This window comes from Enterobacter sp. 18A13, from assembly GCF_007035975.1.
Classification (GTDB): Bacteria; Pseudomonadota; Gammaproteobacteria; order Enterobacterales; family Enterobacteriaceae; genus Enterobacter; species Enterobacter vonholyi.
Genome location: NZ_AP019634.1, coordinates 3534492 through 3557438, shown reverse-complemented (window position 1 = coordinate 3557438; position 22947 = coordinate 3534492). Strand labels below are relative to the sequence as shown.

Here is a 22947-nt window from a genome sequence, read left to right as displayed (position 1 = left end):
CACTCACCGTCGTTTTTTGCGCGCACGATGCCCGCCAGAATTCAGAGTGGCAACATCAGAGCGAATCTAATGACTTATAAAAGAGAACAGTTTTTATGGGTGTTTTGTGTCTTATAAAACCCTGTATTTAATAGAGGAATTATTTTTCGGAATATAAAAATGATATAGACAGAAAACGATAGTTGTGCAACTTAAGCTTTCGTAAATAAGTGCCAAAACAATGAATAGGGCATTAATACATGGGGGGTGTTAATAATTTAAATTGCATAAGATATTGTTTTATATGCTTTTGTTTTTTCATTGTGATGCTGCTTCTAAATATGATTAACGCAGTATGATAATTGGTAGGGGACATTTTCAATATAATGATCAACGTTGTTTTTTAAGCGTGCTTAATATGCATTTAAGTTAGGGTAACATTTTTGATATAAAATATATTATATCACTCGCACAATGAAATATATTCTTATGCGGGGTTAAAGTTCTGCTATCACGCGAAATGAATAGCGTTAAGGAAAGGGTAAAATAACCTGATATATTTCCATTGCGGCTACGATGTCGGCATGAATTTGCGACAACAAAAAAAATACGGGGAGAATGAATAAAAATCGTCAGTCGGGCGTTAACTGACGTCACTTCCTTCTTACCCTGGAGCTTTGTATGAACACGACCTCGTTTCGTTTGATCCCGGTGCTGATTTTTTCCCTGCTGTCCCCACTGGCGCTGGCCATGGGCAATAATAGTACCGAGAGCAAAACGCCCGATTGTCCTTCCGGACAGGTGTATGACAGCGCCACACAGAAATGCGTGCCGGACAAGAGCAGCAGCCTCAGCGATCAGGACAAAACCAACTATGCGTACCATCTTGCGAAGAAAGGAGAATACCAGGCGGCGCTGAACCTGCTTGATTCGCTGAAAAATGGCAATACGGCTGAAGCGTGGAACTACCGCGGGTTCGCCACGCGCAAACTGGGCCGCACGGACGAAGGGATTGGTTACTACCAGCGCGCGCTGGCTATCGCCCCGGATTATGCCAAAGCCCGGGAATATCTCGGTGAAGCGTGGATGGTAAAAGGACGCCCGGACCTCGCGAAAGAACAGCTGAAGGTGATTGCCGGTATTTGTGGCCAGTCCTGTGAGGAGTATCGCGACCTGCAGGCCGCTATCAACGGACATCCGGAATCCTGATTTTCTCGTGGAGGGAAAACACATCGCTACCCGTGAGGTTCGTCAACAGTTAGCCGCACACCTGCCGCGTCTCTGGCGGTATGGGCTGGTGCTGTCGCGAAACAGGGATATCGCCGAAGAGCTGGTTCAGTCCACCTGCGTGCGTGCGCTTGAAAGAAGCAGCCAGTATACGCCGGGCACACGCATAGACAGGTGGCTGTTCGCGATCCTTCACTCCATCTGGATCTCTGAACTTCGGGCACGACACGTGCGTCAGGGGCAGGGATTTGTGGCCAGCGACGAGCTTATGGCACCGGACACCCGTGAACAGGATGAGACACGCCTGCATTACCTTAAGGTGATGCAGCGCGTCAACGCGCTGCCTGAAGCCCAGCGCAACGCGGTATTTTTGGTTTATGTCGAAGGCTTTACCTACCAGGAGGCGGCAGACACTCTGGCGGTGCCGATCGGAACCGTGATGAGCCGGCTGGCGACGGCACGGGCTCGTCTTGCCAGATCCGCTGACGCACTGCCTCCGGTAAAGGAGAAACGCTCTTGAACGCGCACCGTTTTGTACCGCCCTATAACGACGACGCTATCGTGGCCTGGATAGATGGCGAGATGTGCCGCGCCGACGCGCAGCAGTTTGAAGAACAGTTAAAGCGTGATGAACGCCTCGCCGGACGAACCGACGAACTGATGAAAAGCAGCCAGGATTACGCCGGGGCGTTTGCTTCCCTGCTGGATGACGCGCCTCTTGAGACAATGCAAGCGCGTCTGGCAGCTCTTCCCGATCCACAATCCTCCTCGCCGGTCGGCGTCAGCAGGCGGGCGCTGATTGCCGCGTCGGTCAGCTTTTTGATGGTTGGCTCCGGTCTGGGCTACCTGCTGCGTCCCGCAGCTGCGCCTGCGGATGAGAATGCCCATATCCGCGACCTCGAAGCGCAATATATGTCCCTGTACAGCGTCGAGACGCTGCTGGATATGGACAGCGCGACGCCGGTCCTGCAGCGCGGGCTGGAACGGGCCGCGCAGGACATCGGCCTGAAGCTGAACATGTCGCAGCTTGTCCTTCAGGGGGCAGAGCTGAAAATGGTGCGAATGCTGCGCTATGAAACCACCTCGATCGCGCAGATTGCCTGGATCAATGCCGACTACGGCCCGATGGCGCTTTGTATCTCTCCTGTTGATGAAAAGGCGACGGCCTCGCTCCGCCAGGAGAAGCGGCACAGCATGAACCTGGCGTGGTGGCAGGATGCGGGCTACCAGTTTGTTCTGATTGGCCGCAACCCGCCGTCACATCTGCGGGGAAACGCGGAGCAGCTACAGCGCCTGATCTCAGGATGACGGCACTTTATTCGTCTGAATCGCAATGGCAATGGCAATTCGATCGTCCACTACCAGGGCAAACTTATCCATTCCGTAGGACGCGCGCGAGATCGCGGTGGTGGCATCCAGCGTGAGGGCCTGCGCATGCGGGTTTTTCACGATGGCCTCAAGGATCACCGGACGGGCAATGTTTCGCACGGTCAGCGTGCCGAACACCCTGAACCGCCCGTCGCCCTGGGCGACCACGCGAGAGCTGATGAACTCGATTGTCGGGTAACGCTCGGATTCAAAAAACATGTCGCTTTTGAGCTGCCAGGTGAGCAGCTTGTTTGAGGCTACGAGAGTCGCTACGGGAATGGTGACGTGAATATGATCGTCGACGTCGTTTTCCGGGTTGAGCGTTACGGCTCCCGTCACGCCGCTGAATGTCGCCCAGGAGAGGATACCGCCGAAGGCATGCCACGACAGCCGAATGGCGGTGTTATCGGTGTCGATAAGGTAGCTCTTCGGGGCGGCATGCAGGGAAGGGCATAACAGCAGAACGGCCAGAAAGGCCAAAAGGCGATACATAGTGGTTTCTCCGATAAATGCGCACTGCGTAAACGCCCGAGGTGCTAATTATATTCGAAGAAATAAAAAAGGCCGCAAGCGCGACCTTTTTGCGAGCATAATATTTACTCAGTGACTTTCTTTTCCAGCTCGCTGGCACCTTCTTTGGTTTTGTTCCAGCCTTTCTCAGCGCCTTCTTTGGTGGCATCCCACCCTTTCTCGGTGCCTTCTTTGGTTTTATGCCAGGCTTTCTGGGAATCTTCGCTGACCTTGCTGCCAAAGCTTTCGCTTTTACCTTCCGCAGCATGCTTCTGTTTCAGTTTCAGCTCTTCACCTTTGTTCTGCTCTTCGTGCAGTTTTTGCTTCGCCTCGTTGGCGTTTGCGTTCGCCGCCGCGACGGTATCGTCAGTTGCATGTGTGGTCGCAGCAAATACTGGGGAAGCCAGCAGAACGGCAGATAATGCGATAATTGTTTTTTTCATAATATCCTCATTTAACGTTATCGGTTATGAGCGTGATTCAGCATGGCACAGGCGAAACGGGATGGCTTTAGGAAAAAACTGTAATGAGATCAACATGCCCCGATGAGGGGTATTTCGCCTGAGGATTATCCAAGGGATAAAACGCCTATTTCCGCGAGGGCGGCGAGGGTCAGGAGAATGAATATTATGACGGTTATGGGTCTGTACATGGTGGGGCTCCTTCCGGGGTGAGCGGCTATTCCGTAGCGCTGGGTGGGGGTGTTTTTTTATTCTCCATAGGGGGAGGGGCGGTGTCGTTGATGTTGGTCAAAGGGAGAGGGTAGCTTCTCAAGCGAGAAGATGAATGAGCTCTGTCAGGGCTGGACGTAGTGATTGTGGTGGAATGATCGCAGATTCACTCCCTTCTCGCTGGCGGCTCGCTTGTTCATGGCGGGTTTGATAAATACTCCGATCTCGATTTTGTCGTTGTGGTAGCCCCTCTCTACTATGACGAAATCATGGCTCAGCGTATTGTGCTCGCCGGAACACTGGGTCACCTGCTCCATGCTTTCACCGGGGAACATGTGGGAGAGCCTCGTCTGCTTAGCCATGCTGAAAGCCGGAGCCCGGGCCTGAAAGGTTTTGGTCTGTTCCGCCCCCCATGTTCAGACGACGTTTGCTAAAAAATGGTCGTCTGAATTTCGGTTGTGAGGTTCTTCCTGAGTGCTTAGATTCATTTTCAATCTATCGAGAGGATATGAATATGAACTTTGCAGAACGCCACTATCAGCATGAGCCTCTTCTTATCGCCAACGTCTGGGATGCCGCCAGTGCTGTCGCAGCGCAAAAAGCAGGCTACCAGGTTCTGGGAACGTCCAGTGCAGCTATAGCGTCCACACTGGGATATGACGACGGGCAGCGAGTGCCGTTTGATGAGTTATTTTATATGGTCACCCGGATCCGGGCTGCCAGCAGCCTGCCATTGAGCGTTGACATGGAAGCAGGGTATGGTGATTCAGCCGAAGAGATAGCAGACAATCTGCGGCGCCTTGCTCAGACAGGCGTCTCAGGCGTTAACCTCGAAGACAGCCGAGTCATAAACGGGGTTCGTCAGCTTGACGATGCCTCTGATTTTTCCCGTAACCTGAGAACAGTATGCGATACGCTGAGAAGCGAAAATTACAGCCTGTTTCTGAACATCCGGACTGACACTTACCTGCTCGGGCATGAAGACGCGTTGCAGGAGACGATATTACGGGGTCAACGCTACAAAGCTGCAGGTGCTGACGGCCTTTTTGTTCCCTGCCTGACTTCAGAGAAAGACATCAGCCTCATTGCAGAGGCAACGGGATTGCCTTTGAATGTCATGTGTATGCCCGATCTTCCGTCATTCGACAGGCTGAAACGGGCAGGGGTAAGCCGCATTTCAATGGGCAATTTTGTTCATTCAGCGATGCAGTCAACGCTGATTGATGTCATGCATGCGATCCGATCTCGTCAGACGTTTGAAGGACTTTTTGGTGATGAAAATAACCGATAAAAATCTGTGTGATATCTGGTATCAGGCATTACTTGAACGTGCTTCAGACTACACTGGCGTGTTTTTTGTTGGCGTCAAAACCACTGGCGTATTCTGCATTTCGGTATGCCGGGCGCGAAAGCCCAAGCGCGAAAATGTCGAATTTTATAAAGATGCCAAATCTGCCCTGGCGGACGGCTTTCGTCCCTGTAAGGTCTGCAGACCTGCGGAAAATGCGCACAGCGCGCCATTATTCGTTGAGCAGGCGCTTGCGCTTGTCAGGCGCGATATCAAATCCCGTGTAGCAGACGCGGAGCTTCGTCAGCATGGCATCAGCCCGGAGCGGGTAAGGCGCTGGTTCCTGCAACATCACGGCATCACTTTTCAGGCTTTCCAGCGAATGCAGCGGGTGAACGTTGCCCTGCAGGAGCTAAAAAGTGGACGAGCGGCGACTGATGTTGCGCTGGACAATGGCTATGAATCGCTTAGCGGCTTTGGTTATACCTACAAGCGGCTGACTGGCGCAGCGCCGACTCAGGCAACCCAGGTGATAGTCATTCACCGGTTTACCACGACGCTTGGACCGATGTTTGTCTGCGCGACAGAGCTGGGAGTCTGTCTGCTGGAGTTTACCGATCGCCGGATGTTGGAAACAGAATTCCGCGATATTCAGCGTTTATTTAACGCCAGAATCGTCACCGGCGAAAACAGCCATACCCGGCAGACAGTAAAAGAGATCGGCGAGTATTTTGCCGGAACGCGCCGACAGTTTGATCTGGCTTTAGATGCTCCGGGCAGTGATTTTCAACAATCCGTCTGGCATGCGTTGCGTGCTGTTCCCTATGGACAGACCTCACACTATCAGGCCATTTCACTACGGCTTAATAAGCCCAATGCTGTGCGCGCCGTCGCTGCAGCTAATGGTGCCAACCGGATTGCGATTGTGATCCCCTGTCACAGAATAATAGGAAAAGATGGCGCGATGACAGGCTATGGAGGGGGGATTTCACGCAAAGAATGGCTCATTGAGCATGAGAGATATAATGTTTAATGGCGTGATGTTTCTGTGTCGCCGGGAAATTTTACGGACTTCGCGGGACATGTTGAGGGTACAAAAAAGCCCGCAGGGCTTGCGCCGTGCGGGCTTTCAGGACTTCATCAGTCGACTCTGGTGATCGCCGATGGAGAATTTTGGGCTGGCGGAGTCTGAATTGGTTATGTAACTTGTTGTTTGATAAGTTTTAACCTTCAATTCAATTTTCAATTTGGTCCCATTGTTGGTCCTAAAAGAAAATGTCAGGTATTTTGCAGGCAGGGGAGGTTACAGCAGGAGTCTCTTCGTCTGTGAGATTAGCATTTTGCTTTCCTTTAGTCTGCTTTGTATTTAACCGTTTATTTCACGTTAGCTTTTAGCAAGCCGGTAGATCGCCTTGCTCGCAGAATATCCACTACGGAAATATACGGGGTTTGTTCTTGCCACGAAAATCCCTTCTGGTCGATACGAACCAGTTCGTACTTTTCCACCAGAAAATTCACCGCATCGGCAAGCGTTATTCCCGCGTCAATATGTTCCTCAATAGTCGCGTCGTCGTGGAATGGCGTGTCATTAAGTGTCAGGCCGTAATGGTGCTCCAGCAGATACGTTAAAAGCTGCTGCCACACCATTACGGGCGACAGGCGTGACGAAACCGGCACCGTGACCGGTACAGATGAAATTTGCATGAGTTGGATCCTGATAAAAGAAGAGAAGGTGTTACCTGGTTGCAAATGCCTGAGGATAAATAACGATGTAAACATAGCCATGAGAGCCGAGAGTGTCAGCTTCACAAGTTAGTCCGTTATGATACAACGTGACGCAATGCTGATGGCGCGGATTCAGTTCACCGGTTGTCAGCATCAATTCAAGCTGTTTCATCACTAGCGGAAATGCCTGATCCAGACGCAGTGCCTCCTCCTCGTTAAACGTACCACTAATACCTGCACGGTCCGCCAGAAAATGCAGGCGACAGCCTTCCTGCACAAGCCTTGCACCGAAGCACGGCGAGATGTCGCGCTTCAGTCCCCATGAATTTTGCATTTTTCTACTCCTTATTAAATGTCAGTTGGTGGTAATGCACATCAGGCGTGTATACGGGCCGTGGTTGTCACGACGGCGTTCTGCGTAAACCGCCAGCACACCGGAAATCTCCGCGACATCCTGACCGGTATAATGACTGGCGCTGCCGTGCCACTGGTATTTGCCCGTGCAGTAGCGAAAGATCCGGGAATCCGGATGCTGTCGCTGAATCGCCATCGCGACCTTTTTATCGATGATTTTCATGGTTAGCCTCATAGCCAGCCACGTTCAGCAAAAGAAAGCACATCGATGCCAACAATAAGATGGTCCAGCACCCGCACCTCTACCATAGCCAGCGCGTTCACCAGATGTTGAGTGATGTTTCGATCCTGTTTACTCGGTTCTGTCTCTCCGGATGGATGGTTATGGGCCAGAATCACAGCGGCAGCGTTATGGCGTAGTGCCAGTTTCACCACTTCGCGTGGATGGACTTCGGTATGGTTAAGCGTGCCCGTAAAGAGCGTCTCGCATTCCAGAAGACGGTTCTGATTATCGAGATATAAAACAAGAAAAACTTCGCGCTCCTGCAGGGCAAGACGCAGTTGCAGCCAGGTTTTGGTGAAGGTAGTGGAATTAAATTGTTCGCTAGGCTGGCGCTGATATTTTTCCAGTAAGCGGAGAGCGCGACGAATGGTGCGCGCTTCAGTTATCGGAAGATCCGGAGGTAGATTTATCTCTGACATGACAGGGCCTTACAGGTAATAGTAAAAGTCGTTTATGAAGCGAGTTGAAGCATATTTTCAGCCATCACCCACAGAGCTCGATTGAGCTTTACATCTCCGTCGATCCCTTTGACAGCGCGGGTTTGAGCACGCTGATCTTTCGTCGTTCGTCCCGACAGTCCGCCTTTTATCAAGTTCTCCTGAATGCGCTGGTAAGTGGTCCACAGGTCGTTGCTCTCATCCTGCCAGCGACGCGGGGAAAGGATCTGCGATTCCGTCACCGGCTGATGCTCTTCACCAAAGCGATAGGTTAATGCCGCTTTCGCCATCGCATGTTGTGCTGGTGGCGGTAACAAAAGCGACTGCATGGCATCGCGCTTATCTTCCACCCGGTCAAAAATCCCGAGCACTTCGTAAGCCCCTTCAATGACTTTCTCCACCACGTTGCCTTTATGCGGCACACGTACCTCACCAAAGCTCTCACCGCAAATCAGCCCGTTCTGGCAGACTGCACGAAATAGCCCTGGCAACATCTGGTATGAGCTGGAGCCGTCATGGCTGTTAAGCAGAATGATTTCCGGCACCTGCTTACCGGTGATTTGCCCCTCACGGCGCAGGCGCAGCATGTGTTTAGTGTGCTCGCGCTTGCTCTGGTCGCGCACTCGGGTCTGGCAGGCAAAGAACGGCTCGAAACCTTCTTGCTTCAGGCTATCAAGCAGTGTGATGGTTGGAATGTAGGTGTAGCGGTCCGAGCGGGATTCGTGCTTGTCGGTACCAAATACACTGGGGACATGGGCCATCAGTTCGTCGTTAGTCAGTGGACGGTCACGGCGTATCTGGTTAATCCGTCCGAAGCGGCTGGCTAATTTCATGATGAATACTCCTATGTGGTTAATGGTATAAACGCAGACAGGCTGCACTTCCGGTTAAGAAGTGCGGCCTGTCTGCATTTATGGAATGTTGCTGGAGGGATAGGGGGAAACTCTCTGTCGTTGATGGAGTCGACAGCTAGCTGGCCTCTATTAGTTAGTTTCGTGACTAATGTTGGCTGATTTACAACAGGTGTTTGCTGTATTATTAATCATTAACGTGTTTTTCTCGGCCTAACTGCCAACTGAGCCTGGCATCTGTGAGCGTTTTACGTTGAAGGGGCACAGTGCTATAAATCATTTTCGAAGGGGCATTTGATCATGAAGCACTATTGATCTGCACGCATATCAATAATCAGGAACTAATTGTTATCTTCGTGAAGGGCTTTACTCACACGGTAATGGTTCAATATCAAAACTATAATGGGATCCAATGACTTTTAATAAGTTGCCTTTTAAATCGTCTAATGGGTGGGATATACAGCTCATGCGGGGTAATCCCGACTGTGGAACCTTCTACAAATGGATTTATGACGAACTAGCAAAAGTGACCATAAATTGGCCGCCAAAAATCACGTCACTGACAACTGGTCGACAGGGGAATTTAGGTGAATTCCTATCGTACAAAGTAGCAATTGTTAATGGACTTTATGGAAAAAGGAAAGGTTATACAGTGGCGCTTATGGGAGCCCTTACTCCGCTTCAAGATGGGGCTCCTACAGGGTTGGATACCACCATTCTTCATTTGGATCCCAGTGGTGATACCAGTAAAGACTGCCTGTACATCATGGAAGTAAAGACTACAGGCGCTGTTAATCTAACCTATGCGACGGCACTAATTGGTGATTATAAAAAGCTCTTGGGTAAAACGACGGTAGCAGGTTCGTTAGGTCAAAGATTTAACTGGCTTCTAGGCTATTTGAAAGAGATACATGAATTCTCTGATGAAGAGATTGAGCGGGTAGGCAATCTCTTCATGCCTGAAGCAAAAGACTGTAAAGGTATCAGGTTGATACCAACTCTCGTACATGATCGCAATGTCGGTGATAAAGCTGCTGTTAACGCATTAGACCATGTTGCTGGAGAAATTGAAAAGCAAGGCTGGGGCAAGCAGACCATCGAACCTTGGAGCATTGCAATAAGCAATTTGACTAAGTGCCTTGTGCATCTTTCAAACAATGTAAGTACAATGCCATGACCAATCTACCAGTTTCAGTCAAATTTCTTGATAGCGCTGCTTCATCCGCAGCAAAGGCCAGAGGTGTTGAACCTATATGGTCGACAGCTGATCCACTCGATGTAGCAACAGCACTCAAATGCATTAACGCTTTTCAAATCCGCGTTAATGTCGAAACCCTTGAAGAACTCGATGATGAGAGCAACGCTAAGCCTCTTATCGCAGCAGCTCGTATTTTACAGTCGACTGCACAGCATTTGCGGAGTGCAAACAAACTATCAAACAGCACTGATATTAATGACTTATTGTTATATTCGGCACTTGCTTTTGCGATGCATGGTAATTTCCCTAGTGCTCATGCAGCCCTTTTAGATATATCGTCAGACTTTCTTGAGGAAAGCTTGATGTTGCGTATGGTCGTAGCAATATGCGATCCCTGTGACAAATCAGTTAGATATGGTTCGGACGATATTGAATTTGAGCCTTTTCGGCGAAGCTGGTATCGCGCTTTGCGCAATAAAGATAGCCAAGTAAGAAATAAAGAATTCCGTCATGCACTCGAGCTTTTTACTGAAACAGCGTTGGCAGGCACCATGGCGGAAGGTGCCCTGATGCTGGGTGGCCGAATGGCAGCTCACCAAGCTAAAAGATTAGCTACAGCTAACCTTCTAGATGACGCTCCTGAGATTCCAAATTGGTTTATCCGGAACTCCATAAAATCGGGCATGGTGACTTTGCTACCTCCGCAGCACATGCTTTTAAGTAAGAGACGAATTGCCAGACATGGCCGTAATACTCTCTTGACGCTTCCGACAAGCACTGGCAAAACTTTTGTTGCTGAAGCTTGTATAGCCTCTGGTTTAGTCAATGATGGCCTATGCGTCTATGTAGCACCGTATGTCGCCGTTGGAGAGCAGGTGAAAGATTCACTACGGAAGCGATTTGGTGATGAGGTACCTGTTGTTCCGATGTTTGGTGGTTTCCAGTCTGAGGCCTCGAACGTCTTCTCTCAAAAAGAGATTTTCGTTGCCACGCCGGAGCGATTTGATGGATGGCTTCGCTCCGGTGAAAACATCGAACGGCTGCGTACTGTTGTTTTCGACGAGATCCATATCCTCGAAAATGGTGTTCGCGGGGCCCGTGTGGAAGGTCTGCTGTCACGACTTCGTCTCCTTCAAAGAACCAATATGGACCTTCGCATAATAGGGTTGTCGGCTGTGTTGACCGAACCTCAGCTTGTCTGTAAGTGGCTTGGCGTTCAAGTTAATGACCTTCATCAGATTGGTTGGAGACCGACTGCACGTCGATTGGCGATGTGTCTTGCAAACGGTGATATGTACTGGGTCCACGGTAATGATGCTCTCCGCCCTAAAGGCGAACGAGCTACTTCGATCATGTCTGAATCTGTAAAGATCGACCTTCCTGGACAGATTCGACCAGCACATTTTGCGAATGCAAACGAGAAAAGTGCTGCCATCAATGTTGGATCCATAGCGCGAGACCTTTTAACACGTCTCGGCTCGCCTGGTTTGGTAGTATGTTCTCGAAGGCTAGACACTAGATTGCTTGCTCGAGAATTGATGAATAGCCGTCAGTATATCGAGAACATGGAAGTCCATAGGACCGCCAAAGATATCCTTGCACGTTACCCCTATTTGAATTTTCTTGCTGAATGTCTACTAACTGGAGTTGCCTACCACAATGCGTCTCTTCCCTTTGATGTACGCCGCGACATAGAACGGCTTACTCGCGAACGAGCCCTATCAGTGGTCTGTGCAACCACCACGCTCGCGGAGGGAGCAGACCTGCCGTTCCGCTGGACTATTGTGGCTCATTGGCTCAGTAGTATGCATGGCGATGGCACGAGAATGAAATCAATGACTTTCCGCAACATAGCAGGCCGCTGCGGCAGGGCCGGTGCTTTTTCTGAGGGGGATACGATTCTTTTTCAAAACTTGATGGGGCCTCCTTCCAGAATAAGGAGGCAGCGGAACAAGCATCTTCTTGAAGAGGTGATGTTTTCATCCTCGCCACTTATGTCAACACTCGGGGGCGGATGGATTGAGGCATCCACTCAGGGACAGCAATTGATTGAGGCCACTTTCAGTGCACAGCTATTAGCTTGTATCGCAGAGCACCCCCAAGCTGAAAATATTGTTTCTGAGTTAGTTGATGCCTCTTATGCTGGGCAAACCGACGGAGAGGATAATATTCAACGTATTTTGTCAGAGACTATCACCAGCATTTTGGATGACAAACAGGTTGGTGGCGCAATGGCGGTGATGAATAGTCCAATCCGGCTAACTGATTTCGGTCATGCTGCAAATTTAAGTGGCTTCTCGCCTTTTACCTGTCGGTTGATGTTTCAATTCCTGTCAGGAAAGAACTTTAAATCTGGCGGCGTACTTTACAGTGAATTGTTGGGGCTGTTCAATAACGTTCCCGAGCAGCCAAACGAAACGTTGAGGAAAATTTTCTCAGGATCATCACATAGGAATGTCCTCAGGGCTGACAACCTTGAATATATGTTGACGAACTTGCTTCTGCGTATGGACTTACGCACGATTTTTGAACTTCTGCGCAGCAAGAATTCCAAAGCTCAGCCTGATACTGTTGAGACGATGTTTGAGGAATTCGTATCATTCTTAAATAGCGTTGTTGGAAATTTCCTACCATGGCTTCTCAGAGGCCTTGAGAGGCTTAGTAAGTTCGGAAGCGAGGAGGCAGCAGCAATCAATTGGTCGAATATGGCCAAGGACATCGAAGCTGCGCTAAGTGCTACGGGGGGCGAGACGGCAGCCGATGATTCTCTGGTGCCCATCGAATGAACAACTTAATATAAGGTTTTAGGTATTACATGATTGAAACACAAACATTCATGGTTACTATCACGTATTATTTCGAGCTGGCTGCCTAACAAAGTCGTTAACTTCCGCTTCTGGCACACAGCAGTCAGAGGCGGAGTTACAGTACACTAACGAACTGAAATAATGAGATGCATATTATGGTGAACCTGTTAAGGGGAGGGACCTTACGGGGGAGGGGTTTATAATGGCTATTAATACGCAGTATTAATACCTGATTTCTTTGATATTACGATTGATAGCACAACAGGGTCTGACAACTGATTGTCAGACCAGATATCGTGCATTCGAAGTTAGTACTTCATCAGCCAGTCCCCCTGACTGGTGATGACGTTAATCTCTGCCACACTGCACGGGCCTTTAATGTAGACGGCAATCTCTTTCCCATAGGGCAACGTTGAAGGTACCAGTGCTTCAGGTTTACTACCTGCGTAGACCGTGGGCATCTTCTGAATGGGGCAGTTACCCCGGTTAACGACAACATCGTTAATGGTGACGCTGTCAGTCAATGACTGAACATGAACACGCTGCTGATGCAGATTCGGGTAATACGGATTTTTAACCTGCTCAAGACCAATCCTGACCGGTGCCTCTGCTGCATGTGTCAGAGGAGTAATTATCAGTGCCAGGGTGAGGGCACTAATTGCTGTTTTCATTATTTTTTCCTTATGTTTGCTGGAGTAGTAAGGGTTCACATCCGGGTCAGACAGCCTGATTTATCAAACTCAGGCAGAATTATTGCGGTATTGCTGAAGGTGAAGGTAGTTGAGGTCAGTCCGGTCGCCGTTATATGAATCCGGTGTGACTGACGGACAGCGTCCCAGAAGGCTTCGAAGTTACTCCCTCCGGCATCAGACAGAGTGTCGTTAATCAGAAAGATGTCGCCTCTGTCGATTTGTGCCCGAACGCTGCGCCCGTCATCATTACCGCTGGTGAGCGTTTTGCCATCTGGTGATGTGTACTGGACGAACACATTGTCCTCCGGTGAACAGGTCAGCAGCAGTTCAGCGCCATTTTTCTCCTGTATGCGGTATTCCGTGACACCCTGAACCCAGGTACGGGTCCACTGGTTTACGGCTGCGCTGGCCTGCGCTGAAGAAAGCAGCGCCAGCAAAAATGCGATTTTTTTCATGATTATCCTTAATTTTCCGTTTCTGCCAGTACCGTGCGGATATACTGGAAGTGCGGCAGTGAGTGAATGAAATGTGGGTCGGCGGTCAGTGCATCGATGTGTTTTCTGCGCAGAAACTGTCTCGGTGTCAGGCAGACATCGGTAATGCTTTCCAGCAGAAAGACCTGCAGTTGCCGGGCGTACTCTCCGACCAGATACCAGCCGTTCTCGAAATAAATCAGGCGATAAGGTGCGAACCAGCGGTACTGCTGCCCCTCTGCGATCAGATCCAGCAGAGTTCGCTCCAGAATGGCCTGTGTGATACGCCAGAAACTGCCGAAGGGACCGGGCTTGCGCTCCGGTGGAGACTGCCAGACGATAAAAGGTGGCTCTACGGAGCTGTCAGTCAGCACCGATATCAGACGGTTATCCATCGCCGGGAACAGCTGCTCCGTGCGGGTTACTCGTGCAAAGTGCTGAATATGCCGGTTGGTGCGCAGGCCTTCGTGCTGGTGAGCCAATGACCAGCAACCCTGCTGGTATGTCAGTTCGAGGCAGCTCAGGCGTTCACGAAAATCCCGGCGTAGAGTGCGCTCCGAGATATGAAACTCCTGAGACAACCCACTAACTGACAACCGTTCCCCCATCAGCAGGCGACTGATGATGATCGCCAGCCGTGATGCCATGCGATCGTGCTGTTTTTCTTCCGCAGACATATTGAAGGGTTTCCGTTGATTACATTGATTTGTATAGATATTGCTGACGAAGACAAGCGACCAGTAGGCAGGCCGGAACCGTAACCCGCCGTGCTGGGCCTGCCATATCGGCAATCAGCCAGCCGGTGCTCAGGGCGATACCAACCGGCCCGGCCAGTACACTGATAGAGCGGGTCAGGGTCAGATAAGTCACGATGGGGAGCGTGCGCCCCAGAACAACCTTCGCAAGCGTACTGAGCATCACGACCGATAGACGATAGGCTGCAAAACCAGAAGACCGGACTGCAGTCTGTATCGCCATCAGTATCAGCGGCACCGTTGGTGCGGTCAGTTCCGTGCCCATGCTGTCAGCAAACTCCCGCAGCTCAGCCGAGGACATTTCGCTGAGGCTTTTTTCGAGCATCTTCATCAGCAGGGAGAGCTCGATGGTTTCGGTTGCCTCCTCTTTTTTGTATTTCACGCCCGTATGGTCACAGACATCGCATAACACTTCCCGGTACAACACGCCTTTCCCGCCCCTGAACATACTGGCAATACTGCTGGCACCAAAGGTCTGGATTTCAGCGGCAATCTCCTGCCAGTAATTACGGTGCGCCGGGTGAAAACGTTTGTAGTTGTCGCTGCTGGACAGCGTTTCCGTCCAGCGCAGGGTTTTATCCCTTGGGTCATGGGTAATTAGACTGACCAGTAAATCCAGGTCCTCATTATCACAATACCCCAGAAACCGCAGGTCAGCATCTTCGCGATAAACGGCCATTACCCCTCCATTCCGGTCTGTATCGTCAGGGTAAAACGATAACAAACCCGCCTGTAAGGACATGGCCGATGTGTCAGGAAAATCAGTGTGTTATACGAGTAATGACGGACAGGTGATGTCCGAAAATGAAATACAGAAGATTATGCTGTGCAGGGCGGAGTTACCGGTGGAATAAACAAACGAATGGCGAGTTGCCCCGTCAGGCGGGTGACGAGCCAGGCGGCACCACCGTTGATTACCCCGCCCAGTAACGGGAGCAGAAGGCTTTCCCTGAGTAACGCATTACTGCTTTTCAGCAGTAATGCGTCGCAAACCACCGTCAGCAGAGCGGTCTCGGCCTGAGGGTGGCTCAGTGTGCGGGTCAGTAACCGGGTGATGATGCCACTGATGGCATCATAACAGGCATCCCCGGCCAGCGCGCCCCAGCAAAGCAGGCGTACCCGTGGATCTGCTGTGTCATGGCCTCCGATGATGGCAACGGCGGCACACAGCCGCATCTGAATGAACAGCGAAGAGCAGACATCGGCGGTGACGGTCAGTGGCAGCAGAGCACCTCCGGCGAGCCCGCAGGAAAAGCCGGAGCCGCAGGCTTTCAGGGACTCGTACAGCACAAGTGATTCAGCCGCATCCACGCGACTCGTTTCGTTCTGCAGGTAACTGTCTGCCAGTACTATGGCAGAGTCCGTGACGGCGGTACCTTCCACCGCCAGGGCATACATCCCGTCGAACAACTGACGTAATACGGTAATATCCAGAGTATCCTCCTTAGCAATTGCCTCTGTGGTGTATCGCTGAGGTGATATAGGTCTGTCATTTTTTTATTTACGGTTTGTTCACGCTGACAATTGCTTACTGCATCTGAATTCGACAGCCTTAAACCTGATGGTCGTAAATCTGAATGGAACAAACCTGTGTGAATAACATCATTCCGGTGTGAATATTATTCTTATTGCACCGCTCTGAAATGTTGGCGAAATGTATGCTTTTTGTTTGCTAATTTCGACGGTGGCGGAAGTTAAAAACTCCTGAACTATGAAGAGCGCTATTATTTAAACAGTGAAAAGGACATGCCGTCTTTACGTTCACAGCGAACAGGATAATTTTCCGTCCGGTGCTTCAGGGAGCGTGGTTTCTGTGTAAATTATCAGATGGCATTGTGCAGACTGTAGGTGATTGGTGTTATAAAAATGTTGTGTATATGTTTGCTGGGCTCTTTGTCTAATAAAGACTTAAATGGTTTTAAGGAGGAGTTTTAATATTTTAATCGTCTTACTATAAGTTAAAAAAAGCACCATCTATCCAGAGGTGCTTTTACGCTTATGATGACTCGTTATGAGAATCAAAAACCATTTGGGCTGATGATAATGTGACCCCCATCTTTTGCAAGTGCAGGCACCGTGAAAAATCTATTATAAAAATTAACACGCTCCTCCAGACAGGTCATATCAAGCCCAAAGTAACATTTCATATAGTTGTGGAGTCTACTGGTATACCAGCCATAAACCCCATTTTCTTGCATGTGAATTGGTATCGTTTCGGTTCTCTCCAGGTACCCAGGCAATTGTTGCATTTCTTTCAAAAAACTGTCGGCATCACCCTTTAACATTGCGTGAAAGCAGGCTACAGCAAGCAACTCATTATCAATGCCACCACTTTCTATACTCAGATGAGATGCCAGCGCCGTAATTGCGGCTCTGAGTTTAAAATGCCCCAGGCGCAGCGTCTCTTCTTTTAAAAGCTTCTCCAGCGGAGGTGAAAAAAACGTATTAATCGAAAACAGTCTGCGCGGCTTCTCTATGTCAACGAAGTTTAAATTCCGAATCCTTTTTAGCGCTATTTGTACAGTATCAACACCGTACCGGGAGGTCAGTGCTTTTAACAGTGTTGTTTTCACTGGTTCTTCATGACTGGCAGCAATAAAACCACGAAACTCATCTTCCGGTGTATAGGGCGGAATGGTATCTTTCAGCATCCTGTTGATCAGTTTAGGAGCAATGAGAAGATTTTTGCTTATGTTAGCGCCTCCTTTGGAGTTCGGATAGAGATGACTGACTTCAAGCTCAAGCCAGGGACGCAGACGAGAGAGTGGTAGCCCGTCATCACCTCTAATCCATTCATCATACAGAACATTGTAAGCCCTTTGATGACGTGACTTATTCCGGTACAACTGGAATATATCGACAACATCATCCGGGTCATTAATACTTCCTAACCCGCTAGGATTATTTTTCAGCATAGATTCGATGTTAAGCCACCAGGAGTGCTTCACCAGCTTAACGATATTGTCATCATCAATAATACGGTGAGCTTTATGGCGGCATTCATTGCTGCAAAAACGCTTATTACGGGAGTTCGACAGGTTTTTGTTACAACCTTTATAGTGGCATATTGCCTTCATCCTTTCTTCCCGTCTGGAAGCATTTTGTTTTCTCCCGTTATAATGCTCAGGGCAAAGACGGAGTTTACGCTCCTCATCTTTGACCCCTATGCTATTCTGGCAGTTATCCCGCTTACAAATAGCCATAATGTTTATACCATAAACAGAATGATAGAATAATAAAATAGGGTGTCATGCCACAAGCATAACACCTGATATAACTGGGGTATAAAAGTAATACCATAATCTATTTTATTGGTTAGGTGTTAATGTAACAGTGTTTATAATTTCTTATATGTGTTATCCTTAAATACTTATAAATATACTAGCAACCGATAAATATATATCCGGTGGCATTTTATTGGTTGCATCATTTCAAATGGCAGAAGCCGATATTGTTCTCTTTTTTCTGTGACACGCTGTCACGACAGGCCTGACCCTGTTGTGGGTTAGGGGGTTACGGGAGGGCAGTGCTCCAGTAACCACTGATCAATTTCAGACTCCAGCCAGCCAACAGATTGCATGCCCAGGCGACGTTGTTTCGGGAAAGTCGCATCATAGCGAGGCGACTTAGGGTTGAGCCAGTCGTAGATGGTTGCGCGGGCTATACCGGTTTTGAGCACGACATCGCGCATACGCAGAATTTTTACAGATTGTACGGTCATGGTGGTATTTATTCCTCTTTAGTAATGGGGTATCGCAATACTAGGCGTGATCAATCAGAAGAGATAGAACGGGAGCTCGCTAGACTTTCTACACCAGCACACGTAGTTTCACTTTTTTGTTAGTGTGGACTGTGTGCGCTAATTCGGGGAAACTTTCAAGAGGAAAACGGAAAGAGGGGGGGACTGATTACATGAAGGCTAATGATAACGATCTTCTGTTTGAAGAATTGTGTAGTGATTTTGAACGTAGGCTATCAAAGTTGACGGAGCCGACGGTCTACGGGGAAGGTTATGTTCAACATCATTATCCGGGTCTATTTGAAAGGGTCCTTAATGATGCTAAAACCTGGATAACCGACTGGTATCATCAATACGAAACAGATCCCGATGAAGAAAAGATAACCAGAGACATCATGATTCAGAGTATTGCTGCTCTTACTGGAGAAGTGATGTACAACGCCGAAGTTAATGGGATGTTTGATCGTTATCTTTTTTTATCGCAGGTGTTTCGTCATATTGGTGTGATGCAGTACAAGGCTGGCTGGAAGAAGGATGGGCGAGAAACGTTGCTTTCAGCACATTACTATTTGGGTAACTGGAAAGGGGCGATGGCATATGAAGAATGGCAGCTCTATGGAGATAACAGCCAGGCAGTCATTGAAGATAAAACCCGTAGGGGAGGCGAGGCCAGGGCGCGGAAGTTTGACTGGGTGAAATCTGAAGTCATCAGGCTCCTGGGTTCGGGAGCTGTGGCTGGTGAATGGAAATCAAAAGATGCGGCTATTCGGAGTATATCGGGTGAGCTAAAAGCATTCATCAGTCGTGAAGATAAAAAAATAAGGCAAGAGAACGAAAATATACCAAGAGGTAAGCAAGAAAGACAGCCAGTTGGATTAATTTTCAATAACTTACATCGAACCATTTCAGACTGGTCTAGGAATGATGAAAGAGTTAAAGCTGCATTTTTAGGCGTAATTAAACGAAGGAAATAAAGCAATTTATCTGGCGTGAATATTGGTGGTGTTTAATAATTTATTGTGAAATGAGTATAGCAATGTACAAGACGCCTAAACTAGGCGTCTTGTACAAATATGGTTATTAATGAATGTGAAATTTAACTTATGCTAAAAATTTATTACTCCAATTTGTAAGTATTTTTTCGGCTAATATTTTTATTTCTCCCACAATAGCTTTGCGGGTATTTCTATCATGTTCGTGGTGAGCTAACATTACTTTTTTTGCTAGAGTAATATGTTGATAGTCATCTTTAATAAACTCAGGTAAATCTAAGTGTTTGAATACATCAGCAACCTGTATAGAAACATTATGTGCCTCAATCCATTCTTTAACTGTTTGTGAATTCAGAAGTCCGCATAAATAGTAAGCAGTTTCTTTGTCATCAAAAGCTGAAAAATAAACTTTATGATCAGGTATGTAGGGACGAGTACCTATCAAGGGAACATCAGCGCTATCTGCTACAGCTGCATAGAATGATGAAGACATTTCGGGCCAGATTACTTTCCAAGGCTTGAATGTGTACTCACCGACATTATAAACGGCATGAAAAGGTGCACCTTTCATTTGTCTCCGATATGTTGAACGTGCTCGTAGTATTGGTTCAAATGAATCGAACCAAGCTGCAGTTTTTCTCAGTTCATGCCTATTTAAACGTTCTTCTGCTTCGGCATACTCGGCAGTTGATATTCCAGTATTGGGAACAAATGTGAAAAGACGGTCTTTATTATCAAAATCAGGCGCATTGATTTTGAGATAGCACTCTTCAAAATCCCCAGCGCCCTTAATTAGAGGGTAAAGATCTGTAGGCTCTACCCAAGCTTGTTTAACCGGACCTATATCTTTTTTACCAGCCTCGGGTCGGCTTCGAATTTGAACATGAGTTTCATTCACGTTGAGGATAGGTACGAAGAAAACACCATTAAGATCGGTCGTAATTCCTTTCCTGCCCTTGGTCCATGAGCATTGACGAGATAGAAATTTTATAGCTTCAAATCGGTCTGGAGTTAATATTGCCCATGGTGAGCCTGGTTCATTAACAGGGAAGGCCTCTTTTTCTTCATATTGGATAGTGTCCATGACCTCTTCAAGAGTCTGAGAGGATTTTATAGCCCTTTTGTTACCGATGCCAGGGCCCCAAACCCGGTATGATACGGGATACTCTGGCATATTTTTTGACTTCTCGAATACAGCAATCGTCGTGTGGTTACTGGCATCTTCGAAAGGTTTGAGGTCTTTCATATCATCAACAGATATAGGTTGAATGTATAAGGAATCTTCGCGTGAAGGCTCGATTTTGAATGTTCTGAAACCTGCTGATGATGGATTTTTAAACAACGTGCCTGTGATGACAAATGCTAAACGCCCACCGGCGTTAAGCCATTTATCTGCGACCGTATAGGTGATCATTGCGGAAATATCGAGCTCATTGCCTCCGTGCATTCGAGTATTCGAGAAAATCCCGTATTGCTCGCAGGTCGGTTTTACACGCTCACGATATAATTCTGGTAACTTTGACCATCTCACCCACGGCGGATTACCGATCACTAAGTCGAAATTACCTGCGGTGGCTGACCAGAAAAAGTTTCTGACAATCCTGAACCATATCCCATTCCAATTCTGGCGATGCAGATTCAAAATCTGATCGTAGGTGTAGCGCAGAGGGGCATCCCATTCTTTGAGCTGATCATCGGAAAAATAATGCCCTTTTCTAAGCTTCTCCATGGATTCATCAAAATCAAGCCCCAGCTCGACATCTTTACCCATGCGATTGAACATGACATCAAGACTGATGCGATCAAGCGCTAGTGCAGCTGGCAAGTGAATATCAAGCCTTGCAAACTGGCTGCCAATACGATACTGAATGATGGCGTCAGATGTTTGGGGTGACGATGCTGGAGAATATATCGCATCAGCCATTAGAACTGGGACTTCTAACTCTTGTCCTGGGCATTGCGACAATAAATCGGCGACTTCAATAAGAAAGTTTACTCTTGCTGTCTGTACAGCCAGTGGATTGAGATCAAAACCCCATACAGTGTCGCAGATAAGTTTCAATGTTTCCCTAGCGCTGAGATTTTTCTCTTTGGCCAATTGACGCTTCTTGCGAATAACAGCCAGCAAAAAAGCCCCTGACCCACACGTTGGATCAAGGACTCTTTTCGTCATAAGACTAGAATCGCTGACTTTATTCAAGGTGAAGTCAACTAACCAATCAGGTGTATAAAACTCACCCAGACTCTGACGCAATTTACCCGGCACTAATCCTTGATACAAATCACGTAATACATCACGTGTTTGAGAGAGCTGGTCAAGACGATAAAGTGATAAGACAGAGAGTAACCGCCTTAAGGTTGGTAGTAATTCAGGGACCGTGTTCAAGCTAGCTACATCGAGGTACCAACTAAAAATAGCCTCCTCAACGAAACCATTTATTCCAGCTTCTTGGAAAAGAGTGGAGCGTTCTATAGCCGAGCCGAGGAATTCAAGCATCTGAGCGTCATTCTTCAACGCAGCCATACTTTGTGCTGGCTGTTCTATTGAGGTAAGCCTATGTGCTGAAATTATCTCTGCTGCCAGCAATTTGATCAGCATCGAGTTGTAGGTATGAAGAACAAAAAGTCGAGCAGAAATTGAATCGGATGGTGATCCAGACCAGGTAAATTTCAGTTCTTTTGTAATGGCTTCAGCTTGCACTATGGATAGGTCAGCAACCTGACCATACAAAGTACGCCATTCTGCAAAAAGCATTTTTACTTTGTTATTTCCGCTGATAGCAAGTTGGTGAGCTAGCCCATCGGAGAGTTGTTGCATGAAAGCTCGCGCATTAGCGGAGCCATGTCCAAAATCTGCGAGCAAGTTTTCTGTAGTAAGCCCTTTACGGGTATCTGATCGAAGAGCATCAACTACCATTTCTACTGATTCAGGAGAAAATGGCATCAAGTGTTGGGTATTGATCTCACCATCAATGACTTGGGCAAAACAAATATGCTCGCCATCAATCGCAATACCGATGAAATCCGACACAGGGATTTTGGTCTCTGCTGCTTTTTTTTCTATATAAGGCAGCAATCGTTCTTTAGTGGCATTCAAAAACGCAGGACTGTCTTTCCTACCTTTAAAGTATCCAGGTGCTTTGTATTCAATGATGACGTGATTGTAACTAGCATCATTACGATCACGTTCTGCAAAAAGATGTAAACCTGTTGCGTCTTCTAAGGCTTTGTTCCAGGCAAACCGGACTTCTTCTTCTCCCTTCCATGGCTGAAGGCGTTTTTCTTGAATAGTGCTGTAAGCGGATTGCTTCATGTGCTCTGGCCTAGTAACAAAGTAAAAGTATGCAACCGGGCATTATGATCTCTGTACGGTTCTACTTCAAGGATTAGAGGTCGCACTTTGATTGTGTTGATAGGTTTACTTCTTAGAAGGCAAATGTGCTGCTTAAGTGGGACGTTATTGGGTGATGGTCGCTAGCGCTGGAAGTTAGTGAAAATTCTGTGTAAGACTTTGATTACCAACAAGCATGTAAATATAAGGGGTAGATCAATTTCTGTGTAAATTACAGAAGCATTTTATCTGTCAATAGGTTATACA

The 22947-nt window shown here is 48.1% G+C and carries 23 protein-coding genes and 1 pseudogene; 9 read left to right on the top strand and 15 right to left on the bottom strand.

The genetic code is table 11. The annotated features are described in order from the left end of the window. The first annotated feature begins 660 nt into the window (after positions 1-660). Genes FOY93_RS17125 through FOY93_RS17115 form a run of 3 tightly spaced genes read left to right on the top strand, consistent with a single transcriptional unit; the run spans position 661 to position 2514 of the window. Positions 661-1188: a tetratricopeptide repeat protein gene (locus FOY93_RS17125; RefSeq protein WP_023294382.1), complete on the top strand. Its 528-nt coding sequence runs from the start codon at positions 661-663 to the stop codon at positions 1186-1188. Between the two features lie 7 nt (positions 1189-1195). Beyond that, positions 1196-1726, top strand: a complete 531-nt coding sequence (locus FOY93_RS17120) for a sigma-70 family RNA polymerase sigma factor (RefSeq protein ID WP_133295001.1) — start codon at positions 1196-1198, stop codon at positions 1724-1726. Continuing rightward, the gene (locus FOY93_RS17115) at positions 1723-2514 is read left to right on the top strand and encodes an anti-sigma factor family protein (protein ID WP_133295000.1); all 792 of its coding nucleotides are present in this window, start codon (positions 1723-1725) and stop codon (positions 2512-2514) included. Before FOY93_RS17120 ends, FOY93_RS17115 begins: the two co-directional genes overlap by 4 nt. Here the strand turns inward: FOY93_RS17115 and FOY93_RS17110 are convergent. Both FOY93_RS17110 and FOY93_RS17105 read right to left on the bottom strand, forming a co-directional pair. Beyond that, positions 2506-3066 carry a YceI family protein gene (locus FOY93_RS17110; protein ID WP_133294999.1) on the bottom strand — a complete coding sequence of 187 codons (561 nt, stop codon included), beginning with the start codon at positions 3064-3066 and terminating at the stop codon, positions 2506-2508. The genes FOY93_RS17115 and FOY93_RS17110 overlap by 9 nt on opposite strands. A gap of 104 nt (positions 3067-3170) precedes the next feature. Beyond that, positions 3171-3527 carry a hypothetical protein gene (locus tag FOY93_RS17105; protein ID WP_008502540.1) on the bottom strand — a complete coding sequence of 119 codons (357 nt, stop codon included), beginning with the start codon at positions 3525-3527 and terminating at the stop codon, positions 3171-3173. Between the two features lie 386 nt (positions 3528-3913). Here FOY93_RS17105 and FOY93_RS17100 point away from each other — a divergent pair. From FOY93_RS17100 to FOY93_RS17090, 3 genes and pseudogenes are all read left to right on the top strand, one after another. Further along, positions 3914-4111, top strand: a pseudogene (locus tag FOY93_RS17100) (nucleotidyltransferase domain-containing protein); the annotation flags it as partial. 158 nt (positions 4112-4269) lie between these two features. Then, on the top strand, positions 4270-5046 hold the full coding sequence (locus tag FOY93_RS17095) for an isocitrate lyase/PEP mutase family protein (protein WP_133294998.1): 777 nt from the start codon (positions 4270-4272) through the stop codon (positions 5044-5046). Continuing rightward, positions 5030-6076 carry a bifunctional transcriptional activator/DNA repair enzyme AdaA gene (locus tag FOY93_RS17090; protein ID WP_143345737.1) on the top strand — a complete coding sequence of 349 codons (1047 nt, stop codon included), beginning with the start codon at positions 5030-5032 and terminating at the stop codon, positions 6074-6076. The genes FOY93_RS17095 and FOY93_RS17090 overlap by 17 nt, the downstream gene beginning before the upstream one ends. Before the next feature lie 341 nt (positions 6077-6417). Here the strand turns inward: FOY93_RS17090 and FOY93_RS17085 are convergent, their stop codons facing one another. Genes FOY93_RS17085 through FOY93_RS17065 form a run of 5 tightly spaced genes read right to left on the bottom strand, consistent with a single transcriptional unit; the run spans position 6418 to position 8675 of the window. Continuing rightward, a complete protein-coding gene (locus tag FOY93_RS17085; RefSeq protein WP_143345427.1) occupies positions 6418-6747 on the bottom strand; it encodes a TA system toxin CbtA family protein in 330 nt (109 codons plus the stop codon). 31 nt (positions 6748-6778) lie between these two features. Beyond that, on the bottom strand, positions 6779-7102 hold the full coding sequence (locus tag FOY93_RS17080; RefSeq protein WP_032642918.1) for a type IV toxin-antitoxin system YeeU family antitoxin: 324 nt from the start codon (positions 7100-7102) through the stop codon (positions 6779-6781). A 21-nt stretch (positions 7103-7123) separates the two neighbouring features. Beyond that, positions 7124-7345, bottom strand: coding sequence for a DUF987 domain-containing protein (locus FOY93_RS17075; protein ID WP_143345426.1), 222 nt, complete (start codon positions 7343-7345; stop codon positions 7124-7126). 8 nt (positions 7346-7353) lie between these two features. Next, positions 7354-7824, bottom strand: a complete 471-nt coding sequence (gene radC / locus FOY93_RS17070; protein WP_143345425.1) for a RadC family protein — start codon at positions 7822-7824, stop codon at positions 7354-7356. A 32-nt stretch (positions 7825-7856) separates the two neighbouring features. After that, positions 7857-8675, bottom strand: a complete 819-nt coding sequence (locus tag FOY93_RS17065) for a DUF932 domain-containing protein (RefSeq protein WP_172621920.1) — start codon at positions 8673-8675, stop codon at positions 7857-7859. 430 nt (positions 8676-9105) lie between these two features. On the opposite strand from FOY93_RS17065, the gene FOY93_RS17060 reads away from it, so the two are divergent. Then, complete coding sequence (locus tag FOY93_RS17060; protein WP_063410037.1) at positions 9106-9870, top strand: hypothetical protein; 765 nt, start codon at positions 9106-9108, stop codon at positions 9868-9870. After that, positions 9867-12677, top strand: coding sequence for a DEAD/DEAH box helicase (locus tag FOY93_RS17055; RefSeq protein ID WP_143345424.1), 2811 nt, complete (start codon positions 9867-9869; stop codon positions 12675-12677). Before FOY93_RS17060 ends, FOY93_RS17055 begins: the two co-directional genes overlap by 4 nt. Positions 12678-13006: 329 nt before the next feature. On the opposite strand, the gene FOY93_RS17050 is transcribed toward FOY93_RS17055, so the two are convergent. The 7 genes from FOY93_RS17050 to FOY93_RS17020 form a co-directional block, all read right to left on the bottom strand. Beyond that, on the bottom strand, positions 13007-13369 hold the full coding sequence (locus FOY93_RS17050) for a hypothetical protein (protein WP_143345423.1): 363 nt from the start codon (positions 13367-13369) through the stop codon (positions 13007-13009). Between the two features lie 35 nt (positions 13370-13404). Beyond that, positions 13405-13845: a YfjT/YkfB family phage-associated protein gene (locus FOY93_RS17045; protein WP_143345422.1), complete on the bottom strand. Its 441-nt coding sequence runs from the start codon at positions 13843-13845 to the stop codon at positions 13405-13407. Positions 13846-13853: 8 nt separating this feature from the next. Beyond that, positions 13854-14540: a WYL domain-containing protein gene (locus FOY93_RS17040; RefSeq protein ID WP_143345421.1), complete on the bottom strand. Its 687-nt coding sequence runs from the start codon at positions 14538-14540 to the stop codon at positions 13854-13856. 19 nt (positions 14541-14559) lie between these two features. Continuing rightward, positions 14560-15297, bottom strand: a complete 738-nt coding sequence (locus FOY93_RS17035; RefSeq protein ID WP_143345420.1) for a YaaW family protein — start codon at positions 15295-15297, stop codon at positions 14560-14562. 140 nt (positions 15298-15437) lie between these two features. Beyond that, positions 15438-16028 (bottom strand): hypothetical protein, encoded by a 591-nt coding sequence (locus FOY93_RS17030; RefSeq protein WP_143345419.1) that lies wholly within the window; start codon positions 16026-16028, stop codon positions 15438-15440. 608 nt (positions 16029-16636) lie between these two features. Next, positions 16637-17821 carry a Rieske (2Fe-2S) protein gene (locus FOY93_RS17025; protein WP_143345418.1) on the bottom strand — a complete coding sequence of 395 codons (1185 nt, stop codon included), beginning with the start codon at positions 17819-17821 and terminating at the stop codon, positions 16637-16639. 302 nt (positions 17822-18123) lie between these two features. Beyond that, the gene (locus FOY93_RS17020; RefSeq protein WP_039024835.1) at positions 18124-18339 is read right to left on the bottom strand and encodes an AlpA family transcriptional regulator; all 216 of its coding nucleotides are present in this window, start codon (positions 18337-18339) and stop codon (positions 18124-18126) included. A 191-nt stretch (positions 18340-18530) separates the two neighbouring features. On the opposite strand from FOY93_RS17020, the gene FOY93_RS17015 reads away from it, so the two are divergent. Further along, positions 18531-19331 carry a hypothetical protein gene (locus FOY93_RS17015; RefSeq protein ID WP_143345417.1) on the top strand — a complete coding sequence of 267 codons (801 nt, stop codon included), beginning with the start codon at positions 18531-18533 and terminating at the stop codon, positions 19329-19331. Between the two features lie 127 nt (positions 19332-19458). Here FOY93_RS17015 and FOY93_RS17010 read toward each other — a convergent pair whose 3' ends face one another. After that, positions 19459-22662: an Eco57I restriction-modification methylase domain-containing protein gene (locus FOY93_RS17010; RefSeq protein ID WP_143345416.1), complete on the bottom strand. Its 3204-nt coding sequence runs from the start codon at positions 22660-22662 to the stop codon at positions 19459-19461. Positions 22663-22947 lie beyond the last annotated feature (285 nt).